The sequence below is a fragment of the Streptomyces sp. NPDC045021 genome (genome assembly GCF_056432645.1).
The window spans coordinates 905,314-925,635 of the sequence record NZ_JBWKIQ010000002.1; the positions used below are offsets into that span (position 1 = coordinate 905,314).

Genomic DNA, 20,322 nt, shown 5'->3' on the forward strand with positions numbered 1-20,322 from the left:
CGCGCGGGCCGTGTCCGCCGGGCTCGTCATGTCAGCCGCCCCAGCCCCCGCCCCCGTCACCGGCAGACCGCCAGCGCGTCGAGCGCCACCGCTCCCTGGCCGCGCGGCAGCACCATCAGCGGGTTGATGTCGAGTTCGGAGAGATCGCCGCCGAGCTCCATCGCCATCCGCTGCACACGCATGACGACATCGACGAGCGCGTCGACGTCGGCCGGGGGCGCGCCCCTGACCCCTTCGAGCAGCCGGTGGCCGCGCAGTTCGCCGAGCATGTCGCGGGCCATGTCCTCGCCGAACGGTGGCACGCGCACGGCGGCGTCGGCGAGGATCTCGACGAGCACCCCGCCGAGGCCGACGGTGACGGTCGGGCCGAAGAGGGGGTCCTGGGTGACGCCGACGACCATCTCGACGCCGCGCTCGACCATCTGGCAGACGAGGATGCCGTCGAGGTCCACGCTCTCGTAGCGGGCGATGTCGGTCAGATCGCGGTAGGCGTCGCGGACCTGGCTGGCGGAGGTCAGGCCGATCTTGACCAGCCCGAGTTCGGTCTTGTGGCCGAGCTGCGCGCCGGAGGCCTTCATGACGACGGGGTACCCGACCAGGCCCGCGGCCCGGACGGCACCGGCGGCGCTGGTGACCAGCTGCTCGCGCGGCACGCGGATCCCGTACGCGCGCAGCATCTGCTTCGCCGCGTGTTCGCTCAGTTGGTGGCCCGCGCGCATCAGTGCCTGGGCCTTGCGGGCGGAGGAGGAGCGGGTGCGGGGGGCGTCGTCGAAGGGGGAGCGGTAGCCGGCGGCGAAGCGGTGGTGGTCGAGGTAGGACTTGACGGCGCTGATGCAGTTGCCGAAGGTACGGAAGGTCGCGAGCCGGGACGAGCCGAGGAGGGTGGTGCGGTAGGCGTCCTCGGTGCCCAGCGGCGAGCCCCACACCACGCACACCAGCTTGTCCGTGGCTTCTGCCGCGTCCGCCAGGTCCTGCGCGAGCTTGTCGCTCATGGGCGGGAACGGACCGGTGATCGGACAGATGAGCACACCGACGGAGGGGTCGGCGAGAATCGCGTCGATGATCTTCCGGCCGCGCCAGTCGCCCACCGGGTGGCCGCCGTTGTCGATCGGGTTCGCGACGTTGAGGTAGTCCGGAATCCACTGGTGGAGTTCGGTCTGCTTCACGTCGGACAGGAGCGGGATGTCGAGTCCGGCGGCCGTGGCGAGGTCGGAGAAGTGGGCTCCGGTGCCGCCGGATATGGAATAGACGACAACACCGTCGGCGGTGGGCGGCTTGGCCCGCGCGAGCAGCGTCGCGGTGTCCTGGAGCTGGTCGAGTCCGTCGACGCGGATGACGCCGAACTGCTTGAGCGCCGCGTCGACGACGGCGTCGGAGCCGGTCAGCTTGCCGGTGTGGGAGGCAGCCATCCGGGCTCCGGTCTCGGTGCGGCCGACCTTCACCATCACCACCGGCACCTTGTTACGGGCCGCGCGGTCGGCGGCGAGGGTGAACGAGCGGCCGTCCCTGAGCCCTTCCACATACGCGGCGATGGCCCCGACCTCGGGCTGCTCGGCGAAGTACGAGATGAAGTCGGCGGTTTCGAGGTCCGCCTCGTTGCCGGTGGGTGCCCAGTGGCTGATGCGGATGCCCAGTTCCTGCAGCGTGTAGAGGGGCCGGCCCTGGTGGCCGGACTGCGTGATCAGGGCGATCGCCGGCCCGGTGAGGTCGTCGCGGAACTTCTCGAAGGCGTTGAGGTTGGTGTTCGGGCCGAGCAGCCTCATGCCGGAGGCGGCGACGACCTCGGCGAGCCGGGTCTGCGCGGCGGCGCCCTCCGCGCCGGTCTCGGCGAATCCGGAGGCGAAGGCGACGGCGAACCGGACCTTGGCCTCACCCAACTGCTCGATGACGGGAAGGGGGTCACCGACGAGGACCACCGCGAGGTCGACGGTCTCCGGCAGGTCCGCCACCGAGGCATGGCAGGGCAGGCCGAAGACGGTCTCGCGGCCGGGGTTGACCGGGAAGAGCCGGGCCCCGACCCGCTGCGACCAGGCGATGAGCTGTCTGGTGATGCCGGTGTTCGGTCGTCCTTCCGTGTCGGACGCGCCGATGACCGCCACGGTCTCCGGCCGGAAGAACCGGTCGAGGTCCGGGACGGTGTTGTGCAGCGGACGGCCACCGACGTCGGTGTCGGACGCGCCGCGTGCGGCGGGCCCGGGGCCGGGGCTGCGGGTGCTGTATGTCGATCCAAGCATCGGTCTCGCCCGCTCCTGCTCGAAGGTATACAGAACTGACGCATAGTCAGATTACTGAACTGACGACCTGTCAGGAACAGTGCGGGCATGTGAAAGATGTGAAGGAGGCCAACTGGGCCGCTATTCAGCGGGTTTTGGGCGCCGCGAATCGACGCCGGTGGGTCTGGCGGTGGCATTTTGGCCGGAAGCGGACAGCGCGGGGTCCGGAGGCGGACGCGGCCGGAAGGGGACGTATGCGGGTGGAGCGGACACGCCGGAGCGCCGGCGGGTCCCGTGAGCCGCCGGAGTGAAGGCGCGGGTAAAGGCGGGAGGGAGGGCAGGACCGAGAGCCGGAGCTAGGGCCGGAACGAAGTAGGTACGGGGTGGACGGCCGGCCGGTCACGCCCGCCGGGAGGTTCGGGCGGCCGCGCGGGCGATGCGCCGGGCGTCGATGGCGAGTTCGCGGAACATACCGCTGATGGGGTTGGTGAAGCCGGTGAAGTAGAGGCCGGGAGCGCCCGGAGGGGTGTGCGGGCCGTGGACGACGGGGCGGCCGTTGCTGTCGAGGACGCCGAGATGGCCGACAAGGGGTTCGAGGCCGCGCCGGTATCCGGTGGCGGCGATGACGACCTCCGGGCTGATGCGCGAACCGTCGGACAGCACGACCTTGTCACCGTCGAAGCTCTCGACTGCGGCGACGGGCTCCACCCGCCGTGCGCGGATCGCGTCGATGAGACCGACGTCCTGCACCGGGATGGCTCCGTCGTCGAGGACGCGGGAGTAGAGGCCGGAGGTGGGGCGGGCGAGACCGTAGGCGGACAGGTCGGGGACGCTGAGTCGCTCCACGTACGGGGCGACGCGGTCGACGAGCGCGGCCGGCAGCCGCCGGCAGAGGATGCCGGTGGCCTGGGCGGGCCACCCGGCAGTGGTGCGGCGCAGGATGTGCGGCGGCGTACGGACGGCGATCCGTACGCGTGCGGCGCCCGCTTCGACGAGATCGACGGCGATCTCGGCGCCGGTGTTGCCGACGCCGACGACGAGCACGTCGCGGCCCGCGTAGGGCTCGGCGTTGCGGTAGTGGGCGGCGTGCAGCAGTTCGCCGGAGAAGGTGTCGCGGCCCGGCCACTCCGGGAGGTGGGGCACGTGGTTGGTGCCGGTGGCGACCACGATGACGGAGGCGGTGAGCAGCCGTCCGCCGGTGGCGGGCAGCTGCCACGTACCGCCCTTGCCGCCTTGGCCGCCGCCTGCTCCGGGACCGGTGCCGGCGCGATCGGCGGTGTCGACGCTGCCCGCGGGGGCGACGCGGTCGATCCGGGACACCTCTATGCCGGTCGCGACGTCGATCCGGTGGTGCGCCGCGTAGCGCTCCAGGTAGCGGATGACGTCGTCGCGGCCGACCCAGCGTCCGTACGCGCGCGGGATGGGGAAGCCGGGCAGGCCGGACAGCCGTCGGGTGGTGTGCAGGTGGAGCCGGTCGTAGTGGCCGCGCCAGGACGAGGCCACGGCGTCCGAGCGCTCCAGTACGAGCGTGCGGATGCCACGCCGGTCCAGCGCCGCCGCGGCGGCGAGGCCGCCGGGTCCCGCGCCGATGACGATCGCGTCGGGGGAGGCGGTGGGCGGCGGGGGCGGGGTGGGCGCGGAGGGGGCCGGCGAGGCGGAGGAGGTGGGATGGTCGGCCATGTGGTGCTCCCGGGGCCTGTCGGAGGGCTGTCGGAGGGACGAACCGGAAGGTGACGGGTGGCGCGGGAGTGAGAGTAGCCCTGGAAGCGATCAATCCGAGGGCGTTTGGCGCCGGACTCTTGCGCGGATCCGTCTCCATCAGATGAACTGACGTACCGTCAGATTTCGAGAGGGAGGCCTGCGATGCAGACGATCTGGCTCACCGGAGCCGAATGGCTCGCCGTGCTGCGCATAGGCCTCGGTCTGTGGTGGCTGGAGAGCTGGCGGCACAAGGACAAGAAGGGCTGGTTCGAGCGCGGCACCGGCATCGCCTGGGCGAAGAGCGTGGCGGACAAACACCGCTGGAGTTTTGTGCAGGGCGGCTTCACCAGCGTCGTCGCGCCGCGGCCCAAGCTGATGGCGTACGTCGTCGTGTACGCCGAACTGGCGCTCGGGCTGGGTTTGACGGTCGGCCTGCTGACACCGGTGGCCCTCGTCGGCGGGCTGCTCCTCAATCTGCTGTATCTCGTCCTGATGATCCACGACTGGGCCGAGCAGGGGCAGAACGCGATGATGGCGCTCATATCGCTCGTCGCGCTCTTCGCGATGAGCTGGCAGGCGTGGTCGCTCGACAACCTGTGGGGGCTGTTCCTGTGACGGCGCAGCGCTTCGACCTTCCCGACATCGACGCCTTCACCCGGCCGTACTGGGAGGCCGCCGCCGACGGCCGCCTGCTGATCCGGCGCTGCGCAGCCTGCGGGGCCGCGCACCACTATCCGCGGGAGTTCTGCCCGTCCTGCTGGAGCGAGGACGTCGCCTGGGAGCAGGCGAGCGGCCGCGCCACGCTCTACACCTGGTCGGTCGTCCATCTCAACGACCTGCCGCCGTTCGGCACCCGGGTGCCGTACGTCGCCGCCGTCGTGAATCTCGCCGAGGGCCCACGGATGATGACCGAGGTCATCGACTGCGAAGCGTCCGCCCTGCGCATCGGTATGGAGCTGCGCGTACGTTTCCGCACCGACGAAGCCGCCCCCGACGCACCAGCCGTCGCCGTCTTCGCTCCAGTCGAGCCGGCCGCTTCCGACGAGCCGGCCACCGTCAGCTCAGGGCGTGCTCCAGCGGAGGCAGCGCCGCGCGCGGGTCGCCGCCGGTGAACCACACGCCGATCGCGAACGCGGCGGTGGCCTCCAGGTAGCCGGCCCGGTCGAGCCCGCCCGCGTCCAGCGGGACCGCGCGCAGGTCCGTCACGAGCGTGCGCACCAGGGACAGGGCGCCCGCGTGGTCCCCGCACAGGGGGACGGCCAGGCCTTCCGCGTGCTCGGCCCACACCCCGGCCGCGCACACGTTGAAGGCCTTGACCACCTGCGCGTCGGGCGCCGCGTCCGCGATACGGCGGGCCGCGGACGGGCCGCCCTCGGTGACGAGAACGAGCCCGCCGGGCCTCGGAACGATTGGGTTCGAGCAGTCGATCACCGTCCGTCCCGCGAGCGGCTCGGCCAGCGACGCGATCACGTTGCGCATCGCGGCGTGCGGAAGGGCCGCGAGCACCACCTCGCCGTGGACGGCGGCGTCCGCGAACGTGCCCGCACGGACGCCGAGCCGGGCCGCCAGACCCGTCGCCCTGGCCGCATCGCGCGCCCCGACCACGATGTCGTGTCCGGCTCTCGCCCAGCCCGCTCCCAGCGCCCCCGCCATGGCCCCCGCGCCCAAGATTCCGATTCTCATGCCGATCTCCTTCGCTTGACCCGTCGGTTCGGTCCGAGCGAATCTAGGCAGGCCGACAGGAACCGTTCGGTTCCCATCGGAGGGGCCACCGTCGGTAGTGCCACCATCGGACGGCCGGTGGCGCTCCGACCAGTGGCGCGACGGGGGTGCGATGAAGGGCGACGGCGACTTCCTGGCGGACTGCCGGGCGCGGGTGGGGTTCGACCTGCTGACCCACCAGTGGAACAGCGTCGTCGTGTTCACGCTCGCGGACGGCCCCATGCGCCCGGGGCGGCTACGGACGGCCATCGGCGGGATCAGCGCGAAGGTGCTCAACGAGACGCTGCGCCGCCTGGAGTACAACGGGCTCGTCGAGCGCCACGCCTACGCGGAGGCGCCGCCCCGCGTCGAGTACGAACTCACGGGTCTGGGCCGCTCATTCCTCGGCCCGATCCGGGCAGTGGGCGAGTGGTCGGCCGAGCACGGCCTGCACGTCCTGGAGGCCCAGAACCGCGTGGACGAGGCGGGCGACGCGGACGGGGCGGGCGACGCGAAGGCGGCAGGAGAAGCGGGCGACGCGTCAGCCCCGTGAGCCCGTGAACCCGTGAACCTGGTGAACCTGTGAACCCGTGCGCGGGGGCCCGTCTCTCAGCCGCCCGCCGTGCCGTAGAGCGTGAAGAAGGCGTCCTCGAAGAGCGGGCTGTACGAGACGCTGTCGTCCGGGCCGCCGCCGTCCAGGCCGCCCACCAGGCCGATGACCTTCCCGGTTCGCGTCCGCGGATCGAAGTCCAGCAGCCACGGGCTGCCGGACGTGCCGTCGTAGTAGCCGCCGCAGTCCATCTGCAACTGGCGCAGGCCGGCCAGCCGGGAGGTCGCCGTCGTGCAGCTGATCGCCCGGCCGGTCGGGTCGAAGGCCTCGCCGGGATAGCCGATCACGGTGACCTTGTTGGTCCAGCCGGGCGTCCGGGCCAGGACGTTGGCGCCGGTGATGTCCTCGATGCTCTTGCCCTGGTCGTTCTTCCTCACGCGGGCGAAGGCGAAGTCGTAGTCGGAGCCCGAGCCGGTGTCGTAATCCGTCCATCGGGGGTCGGTGAAGACCTGGTCGACGGCCCAGGTCCCGTACGGCTGCACCTTCGCGCCCTTCACGTAGTCCGGGACGAAGACGACGTCAGTACCGGCCTCGCAGTGCGCAGCCGTCAGCAGCAGGCTGCGGGAAGGGCTGTGGACGACGCTCGCCGAGCAGAAGTGGGCCTCGGCCGAGTCGTCGACGGAGAAGAGCACGCCGACGGTCGGGATACCGCTGATGTGCCGGGCGGCGCCGGCCGGGGCGATGGTCGTGCTGACGTTCGCGTTGGGAGCGGGCAGCTCCTCCGGCCCGAACGGAGCGGTCTGCGGCATGGCGTTCGCCATCCGCTCCGGGGTCCAGAACTCGGCCGCGGCCTGGTTCGTCCAGTTCTCCCGGCCGTTCGGCTGAGGACTGGCCCACGGCGTCCACAGCGCGGCGGCGATCAGCACGAGCGTGCAGGCCAGAGGCAGGGCGAACCGCTTGACCACGCGACACCCCTCTCCGGCCGCCCGTAGATCCACTGACCGGGCCAGCGTACTCACGCAACCGGGAAGAGGCGTTTCGGACCGCCGCCCACGAGCCGCCTGGACCGCCCACGAGCCGCCTGGACCGCGCATGGCCGGCCGGACCGCCCATGACCGGACGGACCGCGCATGACGGCCGGTCCTCCCACGGTCGACCGGACTGGCCATGGGCCCTGGCCGGCCCCAGTCAGCCCTAGCCGCGTTCGAGGATCACCGTGCCCGAGGAGCAGAACCAGCCGCCGGTCCCGGAGGCGACGGCCAGGCGCGGCAGCCGCCCGCCGGCCTTGCGCACCTGCCGGTCGCCCGCCTCTCCGCGCAGCTGCCGGACGGCCTCGATGAGCAGGAAGAGACCGCGCATCCCGGGGTGGCAGGCGGACAGCCCGCCACCGTCGGTATTGACGGGCAGATCACCGTCGATCGTGAGCCGGCCCTTCTCGACGAAGGCACCGCCCTCGCCCTTGGCACAGAAGCCGAGGTCCTCCAGCGTCACGAGCGTCATGTACGTGAAGGCGTCGTAGATCTCGGCGAGGTCGATGTCGGCGGGCGTCACCCCGGCCCGCTCGAAGGCGATCCGGCCCGAGACCGCCGCCGGGGAGACCGTGAAGTCCTCCCACTCGGACATCGTGGTGTGCGAGACCGAGGTACCCGAGCCGAGGATCCAGACGGGGGTCTGCGCCGTGTCCGGTACGTACTCCTCGGCGGCCAGCAGCACCGCGCCGCCGCCGTCGGAGCGGATGCAGCAGTGCAGCTTGGTGAACGGGTCGGCGATCATCGGCCCGGAGAGCACCTCGTCGACGGTGATCGGGGTGCGGTACATCGCGTCGGGGTTGCGGGCGGCGTTGGCGCGGGCCTGTACGGCGACCTCGGCGAGCTGCTCCAGCGTCGTGCCGTACTGGTGCATGTGGCGGCGCGCGGCCATCGCGTACTTGGAGATGAGGGTGTGGCCGTACGGGACCTCGAACTGCAGCGGTCCGCGGGCTCCGAAGGAGAGGTTCGCGGTGCGCCGCTTCGCCTTGATGTCGGCGCGGGTGGTGGAACCGTAGACGAGCAGTACGGCGTTGGCGTGGCCGGCGGCTATCGCCTCGGCGGCGTGCGCGGCCATCACCTCCCAGGTGGAGCCGCCCACGGCGGTGGAATCCACCCAGGTGGGCCGCAGGCCGAGGTATTCGGCGACCTCGACCGGCGCGAGGATCCCGAGGCCGGCCGAGGCCAGGCCGTCGACGACCGACCGGTCGAGCCCGGAGTCGGCCAGCGCGCGGCGGGCGGCCTGGGCGTGGAGGGCGTACGGGGTGGCCTCGTCGACCCGTCCGCAGTCGGACAGCGCCACGCCGACGACGGCGACCTTACGAGCAGCAGCAGCCATGAATCTGACGGTACATCAGATTCGGAGGGCTGAACCAGGGCCGTGGCGCGAGGTGAGGGGAAGGGGGGCGAGGTGAGGCCTGCGCCTCAGCGCCTCTTGCGCAGCTGGGCCGCCGCCGAGGACATCTGTGTCAGCGCGACGAGCGAGAGCAGGATGTAGAGCACCCGCTGGAAGCCCGTGATGTCGCTCGTCCAGAACTGTGCGCTGATCCACAGAACCAGCAGTGCGGCCCAGATCGCGATGTAGACCTTGAGCTGCGTCGTCGACGTGTCCGGCCCGGGGGAGAGGAAGCGCAAAGTGGCGCTCCGCGGGCGCTGCGGCTTCGAGCACGGGGTCTTGCCGTCCTGGCCGGACTTCTCCCCGGAACTCTCCCGGGGCGTCTCGCCGGACTTCTGGTCGTGGTTCGGGCTGGAGTTCTGGTTGGAGTTCTGGCTCATGTCGAACATCATGCCCGCCAGGAATGGGTGCTCCCCGGCCCTGTGCATCTGGACTGCCGCTCCCTAAGATGACGGACCGTCAGATCAGCCTGTGAGGAGCCCGCCGATGGATGCCGCGTTCACCGAGGAGCAGGACGAGATCCGGCGCACCCTGCGCGAGGTACTGCAAAAAAGCTGCGGGCCGGACGAGGTCAAAGCCGCGGTCGGCACCACCGCGGGATACGACGAGACCCTGTGGCGCCGGCTCGCCGAACAGCTAGGGCTGCCCGGCCTCGGGCTGCCGACGGAGTACGGCGGCGCCGGCTGCGGGCCGACCGAGCTGGTGCTGGCCTGCGAGGAAGCGGGCCGCACGCTGCTGCCGTCACCCCTGTTCAGCACCGCGGTGCTGGCCGCCCCGCTCATCGCCGACCTCGGCACCGAGCGGCAGCGCGCCGACCTGCTGCCCAGGATCGCCGCCGGCGCCGTCACGGTGGCGCTCGCGCTGCCCGGCGGCCTCGGCACGGCCCTGGGCCTGACCGGCCCGAACGACGGCAGCTGGGCGGGCGGCGGCCGCGCCGGCGGCATCCAGGCCCGCCAGGAGCCGGACGGGGCGGGCTGGCGGCTCTACGGGCAGGCCGACCAGGTGCTCGGCGGGCACAGCGCCGGTCTGCTGCTCGTCGCCGCCCACGCGGGCGGTTATGCGGCCGCCCGCACCCGGCTCTTCCTCGTCGACGGGGACGCGGCCGGCGTCGTGCGCACCCGCCTCACCGCGCTCGACGAGACCCGCCCCGCGGCCCGGATCGAGCTGCGGGACGTCGCCGCCGTGCCGCTCGGCGGCGACGAGGCGGCCGACCCGGGGCCCGCGCTCGCCCGCGCGGGCGAACTCGCCGCTGCCGCGCTCGCCGCGGAGGCGGTCGGTGCCGCGGACCAGGCGCTCGCCTCAACCGTGGAGTACGTGCAGGTCAGAGAGCAGTTCGGGCGTCCCGTCGGCTCCTTCCAGGCCGTCAAGCACCGGCTCGCCGACCTCTACGTCCAGGTCCAGGCGGCGCGCTCCGCCGCCTACTACGCCGCCTGGGCGGCCGCCGCCTCCGAGGGCGACCTGCCGGTCGCCGGCCCGCTCGCGCTCGCACAGGCACTGGAGGCGCTGCGCTCCGTCGCCGGTGAGGCGATCCAGCTGCACGGCGGCGTCGGCTTCACCTGGGAGCACCACGCCCACCTGTATTTCAAGCGCGCGGCCTCCGACGAGCTGCTCTTCGGCCCGGTGCACCTGCTGCGCGCCCGCGCCGCCGACCGGGCGGGACTCTTCGGCCCGGCGAATCCGGCAGCTCCTACAGCTACAGCTCCGGCGGCTCCGTCAGTTCCAGCAGCTCCGGTGGTTCAAACGGCCGCGGCCGCGAAAGTCGCCGAACCCGCCGCGGAGTCGGCGACGACCGCAGGGAGCGCGGCATGAAGAAGACGCTGATGGAACGTTCGAAGCCGCTGGTCCAGAAGGTGTCGTCCACCCGCGGCTTCGCGAAGGTCGCGCCGTACGTCGTCCCGGCCATGGACAAGGTCGTGCACCGGCTGACGAAGGGAAAGGTGCTGCTCAGCGCCCAGATGCTGCCCGGTGTCGTCCTGACGGCGACCGGTGCGAAGAGCGGGCAGCCGCGCCGTACGCCCTTGGCGTGCATGCCCGAGGACGGCGGCACGTTCGTCCTCATCGGCAGCAACTTCGGGCGGATCGACCACCCGGCGTGGACCGGCAATCTGATCAGGCATCCGGACGCGGAGATCAACTGGAAGGGGAAGGACCTGCTCGTCGTCGCCCGGCTCCTCGAAGGCCCCGAGCGCGAGACGGCCTGGACGGCGGTCCTGAAGTTCTGGCCGCCCTACGCGTCCTACGCGGCGCGCGTGGACCGGCAGATCCGGCTGTTCCGCCTCGTACCGCGTGGTGAGGAACCGAAGACGAACTGACGGCGAACTGGCGAAAGAAACAGCGATCCGTACACCCTCCCCGCTCCGCACACCCGCACCTCCGCACACCCTCTCCGGACCCCCGCACACACGAAAACGCGGGCGCCGTACCGGCTACCTCCCCCGAGGACCGGACGGCGCCCGCGTTGGGCGTGACGTGGCAGGACGATGAACAGGAGCACGCCAAGGGCCATTTGAGGCCTGAAGAGTTACTTGACGGGCTTCTTTCCGGTGACGCCGAGGTGCACGAGCAGTGCGAGGTTCGGCTTCAACTCGGCCTGTTTCACGCCCCAGCTGGTGAACCCCTTCTGGTGCGAGGCGACGGCGGCCAGCATGGCGACCAGCGAGCCGGCCATGGCGGCCGGACTGACCTCCTTGTCGACCTTGCCCTTGCTCTGCAGATCCTTGATGGAATCCGTGAGGGAGTTGGTGACGGCATTGAGGATCTTCATGCGGATCTTGTAGAACCGCTTGTCCCCTTCCGCCGCCCCGAGGTCGACGACGCGCAGAATGGCGTCGTTCTTCCGCCAGAAGGAAAGGAAGCCGTCGACCAGTTCGTCCGCCGCCAGGGCGCCGGACTTGCCGATCCAGGAGCGTCCGGCGACAAGGTCGGTGAGGCTCGCTCCTTCCTTGGCCATTTCCTCGGCGAGTTCGAGGACCGCGCCCTCGACGTCGGGGAAGTACTGGTAGAACGTTGCGGGGGAGGTGCCCGCCATCCGGGCCACGTCAATGACCTTGACGTCCCGGTACGGCGACGTGCTGAGCATCTCGCCGAGGCAGTCGAGCAGCTTCTGCCGCGTCGCCTGTCCTCGACGACCGGCAACACGGCCGTCGACGGTGCGAACTTGTCCTGTCATGCCGTCAGTTTACCGGCGGGTGATCAGCGCGCGATTCGGCCTCCTGCAAATGGGGTCGACCGGTTTCCGGGTGTGGTCCGACTGCGGTTCGAACGAGGCAGGGGTGCGGTGCGCGGGCGTGTGTCCGGCGATTTTCCGCCGGATAACTGGGCGTCAGACCTGCCCGCAGGTCCGTCGTCGGCAGTTGTCCCGACATCTCTCCGGCCTTTCTCCGGTTTTGGCGGGGCCGGCTCCGGGGGTTCCGCTCCGGTCCGCCATTCGAGCGATTCGTCTTATCAACAGCCTGTGGATAACTTCTGTGGGTAGTGCTCCACCACGCCCAAGAATTGACCATATGTTCGAATATTGCGCAAAGTGTCGTGTTTGTGGCCATCGGTGTGACGAAAGCGGCCTGCGACACGCCGTCCCGACTTCGTCACGAGTCGGGTCGAGACCGGCCCGGCCCGGGTCCGCCGCGGGGCGGGCGACCGCCCGCCTGATCCGACCCAGGGCCGGGTTTTGCCCGGTTCCGGCCCGGTTCGAGCTCCGTTCCGGGCCGCTTCCGGCTCCGGTCGGCCCCCTGCGCACACCGGTCAGGACCCGGGGTTCGTTTCGACAGAATCGACAGATGTCGTGTCGTTACGCCCCCGGGTTCGCAACTGGACCCTTCGCCAGGAAGAATCAGCTTCCATACGGGGAACACCCCACGGGGAGGGACGGGCAGTGGTGGAGCAGCTGACGCAGCACGACCCGCGACGGATCGGCCCTTTCGAGGTGCTGGCCCGGCTCGGTGCCGGCGGCATGGGGCTGGTCTATCTCGCCAGGTCGGCCTCGGGCCGCCGGGTCGCGATCAAGACGGTGCGCGCCGAGCTCGCCGAGGACCAGCTGTTCCGGGTCCGCTTCAGCCGTGAGGTCGAGGCGGCCCGCGCGGTCAGCGGCTTCTACACGGCCGCCGTCGTGGACGCGGACGCGCGCGCGGCTGTGCCCTGGCTGGCCACCGCCTACGTCCCCGCCCCCTCCCTCGAAGAGATCATCAACGAGGCCGGGCCGATGCCCGCCCAGGCCGTCCGCTGGCTCGCCGCGGGCGTCGCCGAGGCGCTCCAGTCCATCCACGGCGCGGGGCTCGTGCACCGCGACATGAAGCCGTCCAACGTCCTGGTCGTCGAGGACGGGCCCCGGGTGATCGACTTCGGTATCGCCAGCGGGGTGTCCAACACCCGGCTGACCATGACGAACGTCGCCGTCGGCACGCCCGCGTACATGTCGCCCGAGCAGGCCCGCGACTCGCGCAGCGTGCGCGGCGCCAGCGATGTGTTCTCGCTCGGCTCGACGCTGGTGTTCGCCGCGACGGGACACGCCCCCTTCCACGGCGCGAACCCCGTCGAGACGGTCTTCATGCTGCTCCGCGAAGGCCCCGACCTGGCGGGTCTGCCCAGCGAGCTGCGGCCCCTCATCGAATCCTGCATGCGGATGGAAGCCGACCAGCGGCCCACGCCCGCGGAGCTCCAGGCGCAGCTCGCCCCGCATCTGTTCTCCACCGGCAGCGACGACACCGGTACGGCGTCCGCATGGCTGCCGCCCGGCGCCGTCGCGCTGATAGAGCAGCGCCGCAGCGGCCGGCCGGCCGTCGCCGTCAACGCCAGGACCTCGCCGCCGCCCCCACCGCCGCCGGTCGCGCCGCCGCGCACCCCGGACCCGGAGCCGGTCGCGCACGGCCGGCACGGTGCCGGTGGCCGGCAGGGACCTGGCAGTCCGAACGGTCCCGGTGGTCCTGGTGGTCTGAACGGTCCCGGTGGTCCTGGTGGTCTGAACGGGCCGGGTCCGAACGGGCCCGGCGGCTTCCACAGCCCAGGCGGTCTGAACGCGCCCGTCGGCGGGCGCGGCGGTGCCGTGGCCGAACCGCACACCCACGGGCCCGTCCGGCTGGCCGGCTCCGCTCCGATAGGGCCCGGCCTGCGCGTCGCGGACGCCGACCACAAGGTGCTGCCGCCGGACGGCGCCCCCGGTACGGACTGGGTGCGCCGCGGAGGCGCCCACCGGGCCAACGGGCCCGGCGCGCTCCCCGTGCAGCAGCCCCAGCCGCCGGCCCCGCCGGGGGAGTGGCGGCCCTGGCGCTTCCGCATGTCCAACGACGTGTGGGGCACGCCCGTCGTCTCCGACGGCCGCCTGTACGTCACCTCCTTCGAGGTGCACGCCCTCGACATCGCCAGCGGGCGGCGCCAGTTCAAGACCCGTGACGTCGCCTGGACGATGGCCGTCGCCGACGGCCGTATCCACGCCTCCGACGGGCCGAGCCTCTACGCCCTCGACACGGCCGACGGCGGCGACCTCTGGCGCACCGGCGTCGAGGGGTGGATCTACTCGTTGCGCGCCGAGCACGGCACCGTCGTCACCGGCACGCGGGGCGGCGGCGTCCAGGCCTGGGACGCCGACCGCGGCCTGCTGCGCTGGGAGCGCGGCGGCGCGCAGACCGAATTCGAGTCCCCCGAGTCGGGGCCCTCGATCTCCGCGGGCACGGTGTACTTCCAGGGCGGCGGCCGCTTCTACGCCATCGACGCCGGTTCCGGCGCCGAGCGGTGGTCCTACCCGGTCGGGGCGTCCGGCGTCCCCGGCGCGACCGGCACCGTCCCGACGCGGCCGGTCGTGGCGGACGGCATCGTCTACGTCACCGCGGGCACGCGGGTACTCGCCCTCGACGCCAGGTCCGGCGCCGAGCGCTGGCGCTTCGACGCCCCCGCCGTCATGTTCGGGCCGCCGGCCCATGTGCCGGGCGCCGGCGCCGCGGGCGGCGGCATCTACATCGCCGACCACCTCGGCACCGTCTACGCCCTCGACCCGCACAGCGGCCGCGACCGCTGGCGCGTCGCCACCGAGCCCCGGCAGTCCCTCGAACCGGTGCTCGTCGCCGGCGGCGACGTGCTGCTGGGCGCGGGCAGTGCGCTCTACACGCTCGACGCCGTCACGGGCAATCCGAAGTGGCGCTTCGCCGCGCAGGGCGAGATCGTCGGGTCGCCGGTCGTCGCGGACGGCCGGGTGCACTTCGGGTCGAAGGACCACTGTCTGTACACGGTGGACGCGGGCGGCGGTCAGCTGCGCTGGAAGCTCGAAACGGGCGGTGAGATCACGGGGTCGCCGGTGGCGGCGGACGGAGTCGTGTACGCGTGCAGCAAGGACCGTTGCGTCTACGCGTTGGACGCGGTGAAGGGGACGGGGGCCGCTGCGCGGCGGCCTTAGCGTTGTTGCTTGTGTTGGCTTGTGGTTGCGGTGCCCGGGTCCTCCGGGGCGGCGGTTCGAAATCGACTATTCAGGGCCTGGCGGCCCACAAATAGCTCGGCAGCATTTCGAACCCCCACCCCTGCGGCCCCGGGCACCTTGCGTTCACCCCTACCGTGCGCTGGCGCCTTGCGTGCCGCCTGGCCGTCCGTAGGCGCGTGGGGGCAAGTCCGCGCCCTGCGTCATTGGCTCCGGAGACGACAGTCCGTCAGCTCTGCCGCTCAGGGGTGTGCCGGTGGGCGTATGTCCGTGGGTGGCCCGTGGTCGTACTCGGTCGGCGCTGCGGGGGGAACCGGCGGTTGGGGGGCGGTCTCGGGCGGGGGCGGCCAGGTGGGGGGCTCGTCCACCGGGTCGATCGGGTCGATGGGGTGGGGCGGCCGGCGGCCGAACGTGGGGCGGTGGCGGCCGGACATGGTCGCGGCGCCGATCAGGATGAGTGCGCCGCCGCCGAGAGCGTCGGCGACGCCGAGGTCGAGGCCGTTGCCGCCCGCGGTGAGGGAGCCCGCGGCCTGGCCCTGGCGGACCATCCACAGGATGGTGAAGCCGAGGACGATCACGCCGGAGAAGGCGACGATGAGCCGGGAGCGCAGCAGGATCCCGAGGAGGGTGAGCAGGGCGGCGAAGACCATCGGCAGGAAGAGGGAGCCCATGACGGCGGCCCGGTCGGTGGTGATCCCGTTGAAGAGGTCTTCGATGCGGATCTCGGAGCCGTGACGGCCGTCGTACCAGGCACGGAAGGGGCTCCAGACGGCGGCCGTCGCTCCGAGAAGGGCGATGAAGGACCCGAAGACGTTGCGGATCATCGTTCGTCGTCCAATCTCGGCGCCCCCGTGCCGCCCACGGTATGCCGGGCCGCGTGACCTCGCCACGCGGGGCAGACTCGGGTGCATGGACATCGGGAAGCTGCGCGCGTGGTGGTCGCACCGTCAGGGGCTGGACGGGTCGATGGCCGGACTGGACGCGGCCGGGACGCTGGGGCGTACGGGGTGGGCGCGCTCGGTGGGCGGGTCGGGGCCGTATCTGGGGCTGGCCGCGCGGGCCGGGCTGTCGCGGGAGGCGTTGGACGCGGCGGTGGCCCGGCTGGAGGTCCACGAGCTGCCGTCGGCGCGGGGATGCACGTACGTGCTGCCGGCGGCCGACTTCGCGCTGGGCCTGCGGCTCGGCGCGGGGGCGCCCCAGGGTGAGCTGGCAGCGGCGGTGAAGCACCTGGGGGTGACCGGGGCGGAGATCGAGGGGCTGTGCGAGGCGGTCACGGGCGTGCTGGGCGAGCGGCCGCTAGATCCGGCCGCGATCAAGGCCGCGACGGGCGACGCCGTCCGCAGCCTCGGTGAGGCGGGCAGGAAGCGCGGGACGACGACGACGCTGCCGCTGGCGCTCGGTCTGCTGCAGGCCCGCGGTGCGATCCGCCGGGTGCCGGTGAACGGCCGGCTGGACCAGCAGCGGTACGGGTATGTGGCGTGGGGTCTGGAGATGGGGGAGTGGTCGGAGGAGTCGGCGCGGGCCGAGTTGGCCCGGCGGTACTTCGAGTGGGCCGGGCCGGCGTCGTTGGCGCACTTCCGGTGGTTCTCCGGCTTCACGGCGGCTGCCGCCAAGGCCGCGGTGGCCGGCCTGGACCTGCGGCCTGTGGACGGCACGGATCTGCTGTGGACGGAGGAGACGGCGGCGCGGTACGCGCGGTTCACCGCGCCGAAGGAACCCTCGTACGCGCTGGTGGCGGGCATCGACGGGATCCATCTGCTGCACCGCGACTTCGGGCGGCTGCTCGATCCGGCGGACGCGCTGCGCCCGGAACTCACCGGGCCGAAGGCGCTGGGCGGCCTGTCGGACTCACCCGCGCACATGATCGTGGACCGGGGGCGGCTGGTCGGGCTGTGGGAGTACGACACGGAGGCGCAGGAGATCGTCTGGCAGGCGTGGGTGGCGCCGGACGCGGAACTGCGGGCCGCGGTCGCGGCGACGGAGGCGTTCGTCCGGGACCAGTTGGGCGATGCCCGCAGCTTCAGTCTCGATTCGCCGAAGAGCCGCGCGCCGCGGATCGCCGCGCTCCGGGCGGCTCGATGAGGCCGTCCCGACCGTCCCGATGAGGCTGCTACCCTGACGCGCTCCTGCCAACCTCTGGGGATAGTCAGCCATGCAGCTCCGTCAACTGCGCCTTGTCGCGGTACTCGCCGTCGTCGTTCTTGCACTCACCGGTTTCAGCGGGAGCAAGAGCAAAAGCAAGAGTCACAGCAAGGGAGGAGGTTGTAGCAGCAGTCACAGCAGCAGTTCGTCGAGCTCGAGCTCCGGCTCCACCTCTGGTTCCACCTCTGGTTCGACTTCTGGGTCCACTGACGATTCGACCTACAGCCCCCGACCGCAGTCCACCAGCACCTATCGCCGGAGCACCAGTTCGCCGACGTCCTCCGGTTCGGCCAGTCCGACGGCGCTGCCGGCCGCGATCGACCAGGTGTCCGTCGTGCAGTGCCACAGCTCCGGCTCCGGCGCCGCGCGGCCAACGTCGCAGCTGCGGATCGACAACAGCCGGGGTACCAAGTCGTACTACTTCACCGCTGTGGTGCGTCTGAAGAACGCCCAGGGCGGGCAGATCGGCAGCTCCACGCTGGCCAGCACCCTGGTGAAGGCCCGCTCGACGAAGACGGTCGATGTCACCGGGACGCTGGACTCGGGCGTCGCGAGCGGCGAATGGACCGACTGCGTCGTCGCGAGTGCCGACCGCAGCGCCGGCTGAGTGATCGCCAGAACCCTCTGAACCAACCCCTTGCGGGATGCCGTTCAGCGCACCCTGAACTCCGCGCTGCGCGACGTGAACAGCCCCGCCTGGCGTTCCGGCGGCAGGTTCCCGAGCGCGATGAGGTGCGGGGCCTGCGTCAGGGCGTGGGCGCGGGCTGCCTCGCGGGCCGACCAGACCGCGCGGACCGTGCCCTGGACCGCCTCCGTCGGGTAGGAGGCGATGACGGCCGCGGCGCGCAGGGCAGCGTCGAGCAGCTCGTCCGCCGGCACGACCTCCGACACGAGACCGGTCTCGTAGGCCCGTCGCGCGCCGATCCGCTCCGCCGTGCCCATCAGCGACATCCGCATGACCTCGCCGTAGGGCATGCGCTGCGCCATGAGGACGGACTCGTAGGCGCTGACCATGCCGTAGGTCGTGTGCGGGTCGAAGAAGGTGGCGTGCTCGGCGGCGATGACGAACTCGGCCTCGCCGAGGAGGTAGAAGGCGCCGCCGCAGGCCATGCCGTTGACGGCGGCGACGACCGGTTTCCACAGGTCGTTGGATTTGGGGCCGAGGCGCAGCAGCGGATCGTCGATGGAGTACGGGGACGGTGGCTGCGGGACGTCGACGGAGCGGTCGATCCCGGTGCAGAACGCCTTGTCGCCGGCGCCGGTGAGGACGACGGCGCGGATGTCGTCGTTCATCCGGAACTCCCGCCACAGGGCGGTGAGTTCGCTGATCGTGTCCAGGTCGATCGCGTTGTGGCGGCGCGGCCGGTCCAGAGTGACGACGGCGACGCCGTCCTTCGACGTGCAGATGACGCTCACGGCCGCTCCAGGAGCCAGCGCGGCACGGTGACGCCGTCCGCCATCGCGTGGAAGGCGACCTTCACCCCGGCGCCGATGCGAAGTCTCGACGGATCGACGGAGTCGAGCGGGGCGTCGGCCGAGGTCACGAGGTTGCCGACCAGGCGGATCTGCGGGGCGTCCAGCAGTTCCACGACGATGGCGTTGTACGGGGCCTGTTCCGCGTAGGCGGGCAGCAGCGGTGGATGCGGGAAGACGTACGACCAGATGCGGCCGCGGCCGCTCATCCGCCGCCACTCGCTGTCGAAGGACTGGCACTGCGGGCAGCAGGGGCGCGGCGGGAAGCGCAGGACGCCGCAGGCGGCGCACGCCTGGACGCGCAGCTCGCCGCGGCGCGCGTACTCCCAGAAGGGCGCGCCGTCGTCGTCGGCCACGGGCAGCAGCAGTCCGTCGTGGGACATGCCGGCATCGGGCTTGGCGGCGCCGGGCAGGGTGGCGTCGGGCTTGGTGGTGCCGGGCACGGCGGTGTCGGTCATGGCGGTCAGCTCCTCAGCTTCGCAGCAGCAGCGCGGATGTCGGTACGCCCTCGCCCGCGGTGACCAGGCAGGTCGCGGCGTCGGGGACCTGGGCGGTGGAGTCGCCGCGCAGTTGCTTGACGCCCTCGTTGATGAGGTTGAAGCCATGGACGTACGCCTCGCTGAGGCCGCCGCCCCCGGTGTTGATGGGGAGCCGGCCGCCGATCTCCAGGGCGCCGCCCTCGGTGAACGCGGCACCCTCGCCCCGACCGCAGAAGCCGTAGCCCTCCAGGGAGAGCGGGATGAGCGGGGTGAACGCGTCGTAGATCTGGGCGACGTCGACGTCCTCGGGGGTGAGGTCGGAGTTCTTCCACAGATGCCGGGCGGTGGCCCAGGACGGGCCGGTCAGCGGGTCGTCGTTCCAGTAGTTGACCATGCCGTGGTGCTGGGCGGGCAGCCCCTGGGCCGCGGAGTGCACGTAGACGGGCTTGCGGCGGCAGTCGCGGGCGCGCTCGGCGCTGACGATGACGCAGGCCAGTGCCCCGTCGGTCTCCAGGCAGTTGTCGAAGAGGCAGAGCGGTTCGCTGATCCAGCGGGACGTCATGTACATCTCGCGGGTCAGCGGGCGCTCGTACATCATCGCGGCGGGGTTCTGGTTGGCGCGGTTGCGGCAGGCGAGGGCGACGTTGAACAGGTGGTCGCGGGTCGCGCCGAACTCGTGCATGTAGCGGCGGGCCAGCATCCCGATCTCGTCGGCCGGGCGCAGCAGCCCGAAGGGGCGGGTCCACTGGCCGGGGGTGGGGAGCTGGACCGCGGTGTTGGTCCAGGGGCGCTTGCCGCTGCCGCGTTTGCGCGACCGCCAGGCCACGCCGACGCTCGCCTGGCCAGTGGCGACGGCCGCCGCGAGGTGCGCCACGGTCGCGCAGGAGCCGCCACCGCCGTACCCGACCTTGGAGAAGAAGGTGACGTCCCCGGCGCCGATGGACTTCGCCACCTCGACCTCGTCGGTCTCCTCCATCGTGTAGGAGGCGAATCCGTCGACCTCGGCGGGCGCTATCCCGGCGTCGTCGAGTGCGGCGATGATCGCCCGGCAGGCCAGGGCACGTTCGGACTCCACAAGGTTCTTGGCGAACGGGGTCTGGCCTATTCCCACGATCGCTGTCGCGTCCTTCAGGGCAGCGCTCACGGACACCTCCCGGCATGGTCACCACTGCTGACAGCCAGTCAGGGTACCGTTAATCTGACGGGTAGTCAGGTAGTGGTCGTCAGGTAGTCGGTAGGCAA

Annotated in this window: 19 protein-coding genes; 8 read left to right on the plus strand and 11 right to left on the minus strand. The window is 71.8% G+C overall.

Annotated features, from left to right (window positions below):
- Positions 1-56: 56 nt before the first annotated feature.
- Together AC07DC_RS11265 and AC07DC_RS11270 are read right to left on the minus strand one after the other, a co-directional pair.
- Entirely contained in the window at positions 57-2,234 is a 2,178-nt protein-coding gene (locus tag AC07DC_RS11265; RefSeq protein WP_478914009.1) for an acetate--CoA ligase family protein, read from the minus strand.
- Positions 2,235-2,612: 378 nt separating this feature from the next.
- On the minus strand, positions 2,613-3,893 hold the full coding sequence (locus tag AC07DC_RS11270) for a flavin-containing monooxygenase (RefSeq protein ID WP_478914010.1): 1,281 nt from the start codon (positions 3,891-3,893) through the stop codon (positions 2,613-2,615).
- A 183-nt stretch (positions 3,894-4,076) separates the two neighbouring features.
- On the opposite strand from AC07DC_RS11270, the gene AC07DC_RS11275 reads away from it, so the two are divergent.
- Together AC07DC_RS11275 and AC07DC_RS11280 are read left to right on the plus strand one after the other, a co-directional pair.
- Positions 4,077-4,529, plus strand: a complete 453-nt coding sequence (locus AC07DC_RS11275) for a DoxX family membrane protein (RefSeq protein WP_478914011.1) — start codon at positions 4,077-4,079, stop codon at positions 4,527-4,529.
- Positions 4,511-5,026, plus strand: coding sequence for a Zn-ribbon domain-containing OB-fold protein (locus tag AC07DC_RS11280; protein WP_478914013.1), 516 nt, complete (start codon positions 4,511-4,513; stop codon positions 5,024-5,026). The genes AC07DC_RS11275 and AC07DC_RS11280 overlap by 19 nt, the downstream gene beginning before the upstream one ends.
- Here the strand turns inward: AC07DC_RS11280 and AC07DC_RS11285 are convergent.
- Complete coding sequence (locus AC07DC_RS11285) at positions 4,971-5,858, minus strand: NADPH-dependent F420 reductase (protein ID WP_478914014.1); 888 nt, start codon at positions 5,856-5,858, stop codon at positions 4,971-4,973. The genes AC07DC_RS11280 and AC07DC_RS11285 overlap by 56 nt on opposite strands.
- On the opposite strand from AC07DC_RS11285, the gene AC07DC_RS11290 reads away from it, so the two are divergent.
- Positions 5,749-6,168 carry a winged helix-turn-helix transcriptional regulator gene (locus AC07DC_RS11290; protein WP_478914016.1) on the plus strand — a complete coding sequence of 140 codons (420 nt, stop codon included), beginning with the start codon at positions 5,749-5,751 and terminating at the stop codon, positions 6,166-6,168. The genes AC07DC_RS11285 and AC07DC_RS11290 overlap by 110 nt on opposite strands.
- A 56-nt stretch (positions 6,169-6,224) precedes the next feature.
- On the opposite strand, the gene AC07DC_RS11295 is transcribed toward AC07DC_RS11290, so the two are convergent.
- The 3 genes from AC07DC_RS11295 to AC07DC_RS11305 form a co-directional block, all read right to left on the minus strand.
- Positions 6,225-7,130, minus strand: coding sequence for a trypsin-like serine peptidase (locus AC07DC_RS11295; RefSeq protein ID WP_478914018.1), 906 nt, complete (start codon positions 7,128-7,130; stop codon positions 6,225-6,227).
- A 229-nt stretch (positions 7,131-7,359) separates the two neighbouring features.
- A complete protein-coding gene (locus AC07DC_RS11300) occupies positions 7,360-8,529 on the minus strand; it encodes an acetyl-CoA acetyltransferase (RefSeq protein WP_478914020.1) in 1,170 nt (389 codons plus the stop codon).
- An 86-nt stretch (positions 8,530-8,615) separates the two neighbouring features.
- The gene (locus AC07DC_RS11305; RefSeq protein ID WP_478914022.1) at positions 8,616-8,966 is read right to left on the minus strand and encodes a hypothetical protein; all 351 of its coding nucleotides are present in this window, start codon (positions 8,964-8,966) and stop codon (positions 8,616-8,618) included.
- 106 nt (positions 8,967-9,072) lie between these two features.
- Here AC07DC_RS11305 and AC07DC_RS11310 point away from each other — a divergent pair, with 106 nt between their 5' ends.
- Together AC07DC_RS11310 and AC07DC_RS11315 are read left to right on the plus strand one after the other, a co-directional pair.
- Positions 9,073-10,395, plus strand: a complete 1,323-nt coding sequence (locus AC07DC_RS11310) for an acyl-CoA dehydrogenase family protein (protein WP_478914023.1) — start codon at positions 9,073-9,075, stop codon at positions 10,393-10,395.
- Positions 10,392-10,898 carry a nitroreductase family deazaflavin-dependent oxidoreductase gene (locus AC07DC_RS11315; protein WP_478914025.1) on the plus strand — a complete coding sequence of 169 codons (507 nt, stop codon included), beginning with the start codon at positions 10,392-10,394 and terminating at the stop codon, positions 10,896-10,898. The genes AC07DC_RS11310 and AC07DC_RS11315 overlap by 4 nt, the downstream gene beginning before the upstream one ends.
- A 209-nt stretch (positions 10,899-11,107) precedes the next feature.
- Here AC07DC_RS11315 and AC07DC_RS11320 read toward each other — a convergent pair whose 3' ends face one another.
- Positions 11,108-11,755 carry a TetR/AcrR family transcriptional regulator gene (locus AC07DC_RS11320; protein WP_478914027.1) on the minus strand — a complete coding sequence of 216 codons (648 nt, stop codon included), beginning with the start codon at positions 11,753-11,755 and terminating at the stop codon, positions 11,108-11,110.
- A 702-nt stretch (positions 11,756-12,457) separates the two neighbouring features.
- Here AC07DC_RS11320 and afsK point away from each other — a divergent pair.
- Positions 12,458-14,968, plus strand: a complete 2,511-nt coding sequence (gene afsK / locus AC07DC_RS11325; RefSeq protein ID WP_478914029.1) for a protein serine/threonine kinase AfsK — start codon at positions 12,458-12,460, stop codon at positions 14,966-14,968.
- A 260-nt stretch (positions 14,969-15,228) separates the two neighbouring features.
- Here afsK and AC07DC_RS11330 read toward each other — a convergent pair whose 3' ends face one another.
- The gene (locus AC07DC_RS11330; RefSeq protein WP_478914031.1) at positions 15,229-15,810 is read right to left on the minus strand and encodes a hypothetical protein; all 582 of its coding nucleotides are present in this window, start codon (positions 15,808-15,810) and stop codon (positions 15,229-15,231) included.
- An 85-nt stretch (positions 15,811-15,895) separates the two neighbouring features.
- Here AC07DC_RS11330 and AC07DC_RS11335 point away from each other — a divergent pair, with 85 nt between their 5' ends.
- Positions 15,896-17,068: a DNA glycosylase AlkZ-like family protein gene (locus AC07DC_RS11335; protein WP_478914033.1), complete on the plus strand. Its 1,173-nt coding sequence runs from the start codon at positions 15,896-15,898 to the stop codon at positions 17,066-17,068.
- A 385-nt stretch (positions 17,069-17,453) separates the two neighbouring features.
- Entirely contained in the window at positions 17,454-17,735 is a 282-nt protein-coding gene (locus tag AC07DC_RS11340) for a hypothetical protein (protein ID WP_478914034.1), read from the plus strand.
- A gap of 44 nt (positions 17,736-17,779) precedes the next feature.
- On the opposite strand, the gene AC07DC_RS11345 is transcribed toward AC07DC_RS11340, so the two are convergent.
- From AC07DC_RS11345 to AC07DC_RS11355, 3 genes are all read right to left on the minus strand, one after another.
- Entirely contained in the window at positions 17,780-18,544 is a 765-nt protein-coding gene (locus AC07DC_RS11345) for an enoyl-CoA hydratase/isomerase family protein (protein WP_478914036.1), read from the minus strand.
- Complete coding sequence (locus tag AC07DC_RS11350) at positions 18,541-18,984, minus strand: Zn-ribbon domain-containing OB-fold protein (RefSeq protein ID WP_478914126.1); 444 nt, start codon at positions 18,982-18,984, stop codon at positions 18,541-18,543. Before AC07DC_RS11350 ends, AC07DC_RS11345 begins: the two co-directional genes overlap by 4 nt.
- Before the next feature lie 88 nt (positions 18,985-19,072).
- Entirely contained in the window at positions 19,073-20,224 is a 1,152-nt protein-coding gene (locus AC07DC_RS11355; RefSeq protein WP_478914037.1) for a lipid-transfer protein, read from the minus strand.
- Positions 20,225-20,322 lie beyond the last annotated feature (98 nt).

Bases quoted from the DNA above. Each gene is read 5' to 3' on its own strand.
- AC07DC_RS11285 (WP_478914014.1), bottom strand. From the start codon at position 5,858: ATGGGGCCGTCCGCGAGCGTGAACACGACGACGCTGTTCCACTGGTGG.
- AC07DC_RS11290 (WP_478914016.1), top strand. From the start codon at position 5,749: ATGAAGGGCGACGGCGACTTCCTGGCGGACTGCCGGGCGCGGGTGGGG.
- AC07DC_RS11310 (WP_478914023.1), top strand. From the start codon at position 9,073: ATGGATGCCGCGTTCACCGAGGAGCAGGACGAGATCCGGCGCACCCTG.
- AC07DC_RS11335 (WP_478914033.1), top strand. From the start codon at position 15,896: ATGGACATCGGGAAGCTGCGCGCGTGGTGGTCGCACCGTCAGGGGCTG.
- AC07DC_RS11270 (WP_478914010.1), bottom strand. From the start codon at position 3,893: ATGGCCGACCATCCCACCTCCTCCGCCTCGCCGGCCCCCTCCGCGCCC.
- AC07DC_RS11320 (WP_478914027.1), bottom strand. From the start codon at position 11,755: ATGACAGGACAAGTTCGCACCGTCGACGGCCGTGTTGCCGGTCGTCGA.
- AC07DC_RS11265 (WP_478914009.1), bottom strand. From the start codon at position 2,234: ATGCTTGGATCGACATACAGCACCCGCAGCCCCGGCCCCGGGCCCGCC.
- AC07DC_RS11305 (WP_478914022.1), bottom strand. From the start codon at position 8,966: ATGAGCCAGAACTCCAACCAGAACTCCAGCCCGAACCACGACCAGAAG.
- AC07DC_RS11350 (WP_478914126.1), bottom strand. From the start codon at position 18,984: ATGTCCCACGACGGACTGCTGCTGCCCGTGGCCGACGACGACGGCGCG.
- AC07DC_RS11300 (WP_478914020.1), bottom strand. From the start codon at position 8,529: ATGGCTGCTGCTGCTCGTAAGGTCGCCGTCGTCGGCGTGGCGCTGTCC.
- AC07DC_RS11315 (WP_478914025.1), top strand. From the start codon at position 10,392: ATGAAGAAGACGCTGATGGAACGTTCGAAGCCGCTGGTCCAGAAGGTG.
- AC07DC_RS11275 (WP_478914011.1), top strand. From the start codon at position 4,077: ATGCAGACGATCTGGCTCACCGGAGCCGAATGGCTCGCCGTGCTGCGC.
- AC07DC_RS11330 (WP_478914031.1), bottom strand. From the start codon at position 15,810: ATGATCCGCAACGTCTTCGGGTCCTTCATCGCCCTTCTCGGAGCGACG.